The sequence below is a fragment of the Methylobacterium dankookense genome (genome assembly GCF_902141855.1).
Lineage (GTDB): Bacteria > Pseudomonadota > Alphaproteobacteria > Rhizobiales > Beijerinckiaceae > Methylobacterium > Methylobacterium dankookense.
On record NZ_CABFVH010000092.1, the window covers coordinates 1 to 7,669 of the forward strand.

Below are 7,669 nucleotides of genomic sequence, written 5' to 3' on the forward strand. Positions count from 1 at the left end.
CGCGCCGTCGCCACCCGCTACGAGAAGACCGCCGTCAGCTTCACCAGCGTCCTCTGCCTCGCGGCCACGCTCGATTGGATCAAGTGACGACAGGCCCTAAAGGGCGGACCACTCCGCTGGGGGCGGATCAACCTCAGCGTGCGGTTCCGCCCAAACTTTCGGCAGTAGATGCCGGCCGCCCAGAACTTCGTGAATGCTGGCCGAACACGAGCCTGAGCTTGCGGATCGCTTCAGAAAGCGGCCGCGGCACTGCCGCTGCCGTGTAGCTCCTGCAAGTGGATCATGAGGGACGAGCCCTTCCGCGTCCGTTCGAAAACCTGAACGGCAACGTCCGCATCGCGACACGCGAGCAGGCCAAGGTCCAGGCGTCGACACCGATGTTCCGCGTGTATGAATTTTGCTGTATGTCGCTGGATCGGTTTCCTGCGCCCGGTCGTTGAGGGCTTTTCGTGAGTCCGCCGGCCCTGACGGCGTGGACTGGGGGGTGCATGCCATGATGCCCCAGACGCATTTCCGGGTGACGCTGGAGACCCGCGACGGCCGTCGCGTCCTGAACGCGAGGGCGGAGCGAGAGGCCGCCCTGATGGCCGAGTCGGTGATGCGCCGCTACGAGGGCGAAACCCTCACGGTCGGCTTCAGCATCGATTGCGCGGACCGCGAGGCGGGCAGTCGCATCGCCTTCTACCTGACCGACCTGGCGCTCGAACTCGACCTCGCCTGAGAGGATCGCGGAGGTCCAGGCAAGGATTTCCGCGGAACCTTGGCGGCGACCCCGGCATTTCGACCGTCCTCACCGTCCGCGGAGGGAAGCGCATCGCCGAGAGGGCGACGGATCGAAGCGAGGTTAGCGCATGACGATGTTCCGACTGGCAGCCCCCATCCTGCTCGCCGCTTGTATGGCTGCACCCGCGAACGCCCTACCCGGTGACGGTGCCGGCGCCCCAAAGATGCTCCTGCACGGCAACTACTGCGGTGCGGGCAACAACGCGCCCCTCGTCCCCGTCGACGCGCTGGATGCCGCCTGCGCGCCACGACGCCTGCACGCCGGACGGTGCACTACCGTCGAAGGCTTGCAACCTGCGCCTGCAGGCGGATGCCGAGCGCGTCGCGCAGAATCCCCGGCAGCCCGCTGACCTGCGGAGCATGGCGGGGCTGGTCGGCTCCGGAGCGGCGATGATGCCGTTCGACCCGGCGCCGCGCACCGCCCCCCCGGCATCCATACGTCCGATGGAGGCCGCCCCGTTCACCGAGCCGTCCATGCTCGACGATGAGGCCATCCCTGACGACGGTGAGGCCGACACCGAGTAGGGGGCGAGTGTCCATCCGGTGCCCTTCAGATACCACTACGCCGCATGCAACGCTTTGCCACCGTCGCGGCTTTCGTCCCGGTTTCTCTGAAAAGATCGGGAGCACACCATGCTGATACGTCTTGTGACGTCCGTCGCGCTTCTCGCGGGCGTCGCGAACACCGCCATCGCAGCCCCCATGTCCGCCGACGACAAGGCAGCGCTCCAGCAGCAATGCATGGGCGATTTCACGACCTTCTGCGGGGACATGCCGCCCGAGGATGGTCCCGAGACGCAGGCATGCTTCGAGAAGAACATGGCGAAGCTCTCACCCGGATGCCAGGGCGCCATCCAGAGCTACAAGCAGGGCAGGAAGGGCTGAACGTTCGGGCAAGCCCGGACCAAGTTCGGGCACCGTCGCCGCGGAAAACCGCGGCGACACCTTTCAAGTCATCGATGGGCGAGCAATCGCTCGCTCAGGACGGCCGCCGTTGACGGCACACTCGCTTCATCGCATTGGCGAACTCCGCTCTTGATGGGCCAGGACATGCCGATGTCGTGGTCGCCGTCATGTCCGCTTCTTCCGTTCAAGCGGGCATCCGAACTCGCAAAGCGGACGATCGCGCGTTGAGGTCCTCCATGAATGACCGTGGCCATTCCCGCTCGGAATGAAGTGTTCCCATAGACCGGAGAGGCTTGCGATAGGAATTGGCTGGTTCCATTGAAGGCGAGCCGGACCTCCGGCTCGCCTTGAACCTCAAGCCAGCCCGAGCCCTCGGCGAACGAGGCCCCGCAGCGCCGGTCCAAGGTGGGCGGTGCGGGCGATGCCGTCGCGCGGGACTGAGAAGAGATCCACCACCAGGGCGCGGTGCTGCTCTTCGGTCGGGCTGAGGGCGAGAGATCCGCCCTCCGCCGCAGCCGCTACGGAACCGATGCCCGGCAGATGCAGGATCAGCGGGATCCCGGGGGGAAGGCCGGGATCGCCTTGCTCGGCCAGGATCGCGCGGCTTGGCGACAGGGCTGCGATTTGGCAGGCCCGCGCCGGGCCGTCCCCGGCGATCACGGCCTCGGCCTCGTAGCGGAAGAGCAGATCCTCGCGCGGGTGCTCGAAGCAGACGAGGAAGCAGATGAAGGTCAACACCATGGCCACGCCGGCCCAGACCAGGTTCAGGAAATCGATATCCGAGATCTCGGCGGGCGCGCTGGGGGAGATGAACGCCCAGACGATGCTGAACGCGGAGAGCAGCGCGAGGCCGCCGAACGCCGCCGCCATCCGCCAGCGCACGCGCATCTGCGAGCGATCGCCTCCCTTCTCGGTCACCTTGAAGGGCCGGCCGAAGGGGCTCACGGTCGCCTGGGCCAGCGTCATGGTGACCGCGAGGGCGCTGATCGCGTGGGTCACCTCCATGAAGACCGGCAGCGTGCGCGAGCGGGAGATCCAGCCGCTATAGGCCCAGAGCGCGAACAGGGGCGGGACGCCGTAGCGCAGGAAGGACAGGAAGTCCGCCTCGAAGGCCGGCAGGCCGACGATCCAGTACACCGCCGGCGCGAGTAGCATCAGCACGATGTAGGGCTTGCAGGCCCAGTTCAGGACACCGTGCAGGAAGTGGAAGCGCTGGACCAGAGTGTAGCCGGGCCCGCGCAGGGGCCCGTCGGGCAGGAGGGCGATCTGGATGGTGCCGAGGCACCAGCGCGTGCGCTGGGTGATGTACTCAGGCAGGCCCTCGGCCGAGAGCCCCATGCTGAGGCGCTCGTTCAGCCAGTGGGTCGCGTAGCCCCGCCGCGACATGCCGAGCGATAGGTTGAGGTCCTCGCAGATAGCTGCATCCGGGAAGCCGCCGATCTCCCCCAGCCGGTCGCGCCGGACGATGAACGAGGTGCCGACACAAAACGCGGCGTCCCAGGCGTCCTTGGCGGGCTGGAAGACGTCGAAGAAGATCCGCTGGTCGTCGACCCAGCTGTCGGAGGCGGCGAGGTTGTGCTGGATGGGATCGGGGTTGAAGAAGAATTGCGGCGATTGCACCACGGCCGCCTTCGGATCGTCGAACAGGCCAACCATCCGTTTGAGGATGTCGGGCTGGGGCGCGAAGTCGGCATCCAGGACGAGGATCAGCGGTGCGTTCGTCCGCTCCGCGGTGTGGCGCAGGGCATTGTTGAGATTGCCCGCCTTGGCGCCCTTGTTGTCGGGCCGCGTGATGTAGTTGGCGCCGACCTCCTCGCAGTAGGCGCGCAGCCAGTCCCGGCGGGTGTCGTCGCAGACCCAGACGGTCTTGGGGCCGTAATCGATCGCGAGCGCTGGCAGGATGGACTTCTCCACCACGTCCTGCGGCTCGTTGTAGGTGCAGATGAAGATGTCGACCGCCGGCCAGTCCCCGCTCGCCTCGTGGCGGGCCTGCGCGACATCGGCCTCGGCAGAACGGTCCTTGAACCGCAGCAGGATCACCACGGACATCAGGGTGTAGACTACCGCCACGATCTCGGCGGCGAAGAAGAGCCGCGGCCAGAGCGCGCCCAGCTCCGGCGCGAGGGGCGGAATGGTGTCGTTCCAGCGCCAGCGCGCGTAGGTGGCGATCAGCGCCGCCGTGAGGGTGCCGAACAGGAAGCGGTCGAAGGCGCGCTCGGGCCGGAGCAGCCCGCAGAGCGCGTAGAGCCCGAGCGCCACGAACAGGGTGAGCGCGAGGACCGAGGCGGCGTCGCCGGGCGAGGAAAACATCATCGGATATGCTCTCCGGTGAAGGGGTTGACGCCGAGGGCTGCGAGCGCTGCCCAGGCCGTGGCCCCGAGATGCGGGCGCCGGAAATAGAAGAAGTCGTCCTCGGTGCTCGTCGGACCGATCCGCAGCCCCGTGGTGAGCCGCGCCTCGCGGGTAGCGTAGAGCCAGCCGGAGGGTGCGCGTTGGCCCGCCAGCGTCTTCAGGAGCGGGCCGGCCGTGGCGTTGTCCTTCGCCCAGCGGTCGACGAGCGCTGCCTGCGCGGTGCCCTCGACCCAGAGCCCGTCGCGGTCGTCGTTGAAGTCGAATCCGCCCGGCACCCCAAGGCGGGTGCGCGCGCAGGCGAGAGCCCGCCGCCAGACCTGCGGCGGGTCGGCGATCCCGATCAGCGGCCAGAGCTGCGTGTCGAGGGCGACGGCCTCGACGCCGCGCATCTGGCCGGCCGGGACGGTGCCCATGCGGAAGCAGCCCGTCTGCGCGTCGAAGGCGCCCTCGACAAAGATGCGTGCCGAGGCGGCCATGGCGCGGTCCTCCGACGTCGATAGCCGAGCACCCAGCGCCGCGATGTCGAGGTTGTGCTCCGTGGACTTCCAGGTCATCGGCGTCTGGTCCGGGTCGTAGCCGTCCAATCCGCCGGCGAAGCCCGGTCCGGGATCGCGCGTGGCGTGCGCCCGGATCCAGGCCGCGATGCGGCTGGCCCCGTCGCGAAAGCGCGGATCGCCGGTGGCCGCGTGCAGGTTCATCAGGGCGAGGCCGACCCAGGCGACGTTGCCGGTGGCGGTGCCGACCTGATAGCGGTCCTCAGACCAGCGCTTGGCGCGCGCGTCCCACCAACCCGGGAGCAAGACCGGGCGGTCGCGTACGGCGCCTGCCCGATAGGCGTTGCGCACCCGCCCGTCGGTGAAGCTGCGGTCCCCGTCGAGGGCCGCCAGGAACGCCTCGCCGATCTGCCGGGCGCGAGGCAGGTCGCCGCACGCCGCGAGGGCGGTCGCAGCCAGGGCGTTGTCGTACGAGAAGGCCGTGCTGCGCAGCGGCAGGGGCACCTCCGCCTCGTTCGGGCCGGGCTGGTAGCTCGCGAGGAAGGCTGGACCTCCGTCCGGCGCCGTCGTCGCGACGACGCGGGAGAGAGCGCGGCAGAGCCCCCGACCGAGGTCGTCCGCCGCCGCGGGCGCCGACAGGCCGAGAACGAGGGCGACCGCGACGGCTGCCGCCCTCAGCGCCGGGCCTCGAAAGACGGCCGAGCGGGCGGCAGCGGCGGCATCGCGATGGTCATGCCCGTCGCCGGTCGAGGGGGCTGTGGCAGGGCCGAGGATTCGGTCGGGGGCTCGGCTGGGGGCAGTTGCGGCCGCTCGGCGGATGCCGTCCTCGGGATCGGTCGCCGCGCCGGTTCGAGATCCGGCTGTGCTGCGATTGCCGCGGAGGAGGACGGGATCGCGCGCGTGTCGGGCGCCTCGCCGTCCGCGCCGTGCCGGTTCGCGTGTGCGGACCGGCCCTGCGTCTCGGAATGTCCCGGTTCCGCAGCCGGCGGCAGAGTCTCCGCGGAGGCCGCGGCCTGTCTCAGCAGGCCGCCCGCGTAAGAGATTGCTGCCTCCGCGTGATCGACCGCGCCGCGCACCATATCGGGCGCGGCGTTGCCGGCTTTTGCGGCGAGGCTCGCCGTGCTGCCGCCGATATCACGCCAGACTACCGAGGTCGACGGCACCCAGCCGGCATCGCGGGATACGGTCACCCAGCGACCGACGCCGCAGGCCGTCCCGGCCGGATCCTCGGCCGCGGCGGTCTGAACCGGGAGCGGCTCCGGCTTCACCAGCACGTAGAGTTCTCGGCGTTCCGTTTGCGGGAAAGGCACGGCGTAGGTGGCGTCAACCGTGTCGCTCGTTTTCGGGAGGATCTCGGTCACCACGCCCCTGCGCGGGCCACTGGGCTCGCCCGAGATGGTGACGGGGCTGCCGACCTGAAGGTTCTGGCCCTGGCGATACGAGAAGATCGCCACGACGAAGCTGCGCTCGCAATCGACCAGGGACGAGAGGCTGTCGCCCGCGCTCACGTGGCGTCCGACCGCCGCGTTGACGTTGTAGACGATGCCCTTCGCCGAAGAAGTGATCTCGGAGGCCGCCAGCTTGTCGAGGCGGGTGTTCTCGCGGTCGAGGAGCCTCTGCTGGTCCGCCATGGCGGCTTTGAGCTCGGTCTCCTCGATCTTGAGGCGCTGTGTGTCGTAGGTGATGGAGAGCCGCTTCTGCGCTAGCTCGGCGAGCCCGCGAAGCTCGTCGCCGACGAACAGCCCGCGCGTCACGCCATCGAGTTGGACGGTCTTCTGGCCGAGCTTGGCCTCGGCCGCCTCCTTCTCGTGGAGGGCGGCGGCGTAGGACTGGGTCGTCGACTTGACCATGTCGGGACTCGCCACGTTGCGCGAGACCATTCCGATCTGGCGGTCCATAAGCACCTTCTTCTCCTCGCCGGACGCGAGGGCGGACGCGATCTTCGCCTTCAGCTCTTCGACTTGCCCGCGCAGGACCTGGCTCGTCTGTGCGGACTGCTCGCGGATCGCGCGGTCCAGGGCGTCGAGATACGCCTCGTTCGAGGCGCGCTTGCTCTCGGCAGCGAGGGCGCGCTCACGCAGCTCGGAGACCCGGCCGGCGAGCTGGATGGCCGTCGATCGATCGAGGCGGTCATTGCTGATCTGAGCCATGAGCGTGCCGCGCTCGACGACGTCTCCGACCTTCACCGGTATAGCGCTGACATCACCCGCGATCGGAGCGGTCATAAGCGTGACGGGCGCATTGACGACGGCGCGATCGGACTGATCCGCTACGAGGGGCGGCAGCACCGACGTCCCGATCAGGACGGCCAGGACCGAGGCGACGCTGACGCTGGAAACGCGGACGAACCGCCGGTGGCGATGCTCGGGGGCAGGCATGAGGGTGGGCTGGGCCAAGGGCAGATTCCTAAAGCGTGGTGCGCCATCCGCAGATTGCGAGCGCCGGGGTGTACAGCGAATGTGATGCAACTCTGGAATGCTGCAGTGCCGAAAAGGTTGCGAAATTTCTCGTAAATCATGCCTCCGTCACAGGATCAGGACAGAATATCTACGTTAGGACGGCCAGATCCGCATGGTGCCGGAAGAGATTTTTGCCAAACCCTAGATTGCGAGGTTTGCGAAATGGTGCGTGGCTGACGCCATCTCTAAGCGGAAGGTCGGCATTTACCCGAACAATGCTTCAAGCTCCCGTGAAAATCTGCCGCAATTCTGCCGCCGCTCTGCCCATTATGTGTCGCGATCCGCCTCATCTTCATGCCATGTCTGCCCGGTTTGCGGCGTGGACACCATGATGCGTGCCGGCCGAGCGTCTCGGCGAAGGCTCCTCCTCACGGGCGCGGACGACTCTCTCGCCTTCTATGTCTCGACCCTGGCGGCCACGTCATTCCTGAAGGAGCCGCTTAAGGACGCGCTCGGCACGGTGCCGAAGTGCATGCCTCGCTGGAACGGCTCACGGGCCGTTCCGTCCGAGCCGGCCCTCATGCAACGTCAGACTGACGACGCGCTGCCATGCCTCTGTCCCGTTCGGTCACGCTGTGTGTAGGGCGGTGACAAAACCATCCACTGGAGCGTCGGCGTCGTGCTGATGCGGGCGGCGTAAAAGCCGGCCAGTGGAGAAGCTTCTCTTTCGAGAGG

General features: G+C 68.1%; 5 protein-coding genes and 2 pseudogenes. 4 read left to right on the forward strand and 3 right to left on the reverse strand.

The window, feature by feature from the left end; all coding sequences use genetic code 11:
• The 4 genes and pseudogenes from MTDSW087_RS29245 to MTDSW087_RS29260 all read left to right on the forward strand — a co-directional run.
• Positions 1–87, forward strand: a pseudogene (locus MTDSW087_RS29245) (IS5-like element ISMex42 family transposase); the annotation flags it as partial.
• A gap of 406 nt (positions 88–493) precedes the next feature.
• Positions 494–721: a hypothetical protein gene (locus MTDSW087_RS29250; protein ID WP_238179796.1), complete on the forward strand. Its 228-nt coding sequence runs from the start codon at positions 494–496 to the stop codon at positions 719–721.
• A gap of 136 nt (positions 722–857) precedes the next feature.
• Positions 858–1,308, forward strand: a pseudogene (locus MTDSW087_RS29255) (hypothetical protein).
• A 108-nt stretch (positions 1,309–1,416) separates the two neighbouring features.
• A complete protein-coding gene (locus MTDSW087_RS29260; RefSeq protein ID WP_144769235.1) occupies positions 1,417–1,668 on the forward strand; it encodes a hypothetical protein in 252 nt (83 codons plus the stop codon).
• A 375-nt stretch (positions 1,669–2,043) separates the two neighbouring features.
• On the opposite strand, the gene MTDSW087_RS29265 is transcribed toward MTDSW087_RS29260, so the two are convergent.
• The 3 genes from MTDSW087_RS29265 to MTDSW087_RS29275 are packed head-to-tail and all read right to left on the reverse strand — an operon-like array spanning position 2,044 to position 7,003.
• Positions 2,044–4,002, reverse strand: a complete 1,959-nt coding sequence (locus MTDSW087_RS29265; RefSeq protein WP_144769237.1) for a glycosyltransferase family 2 protein — start codon at positions 4,000–4,002, stop codon at positions 2,044–2,046.
• A complete protein-coding gene (locus tag MTDSW087_RS29270) occupies positions 3,999–5,174 on the reverse strand; it encodes a hypothetical protein (protein WP_144769239.1) in 1,176 nt (391 codons plus the stop codon). Before MTDSW087_RS29270 ends, MTDSW087_RS29265 begins: the two co-directional genes overlap by 4 nt.
• Positions 5,175–5,209: 35 nt before the next feature.
• On the reverse strand, positions 5,210–7,003 hold the full coding sequence (locus tag MTDSW087_RS29275; RefSeq protein WP_238179794.1) for an HlyD family secretion protein: 1,794 nt from the start codon (positions 7,001–7,003) through the stop codon (positions 5,210–5,212).
• Positions 7,004–7,669: the final 666 nt, after the last annotated feature.

What these genes read in the sequence shown, in the direction of transcription:
- MTDSW087_RS29250 (WP_238179796.1), top strand. Translation starts at nt 494, where the DNA reads ATGATGCCCCAGACGCATTTCCGGGTGACGCTGGAGACCCGCGACGGC.
- MTDSW087_RS29260 (WP_144769235.1), top strand. Translation starts at nt 1,417, where the DNA reads ATGCTGATACGTCTTGTGACGTCCGTCGCGCTTCTCGCGGGCGTCGCG.
- MTDSW087_RS29265 (WP_144769237.1), bottom strand. Translation starts at nt 4,002, where the DNA reads ATGATGTTTTCCTCGCCCGGCGACGCCGCCTCGGTCCTCGCGCTCACC.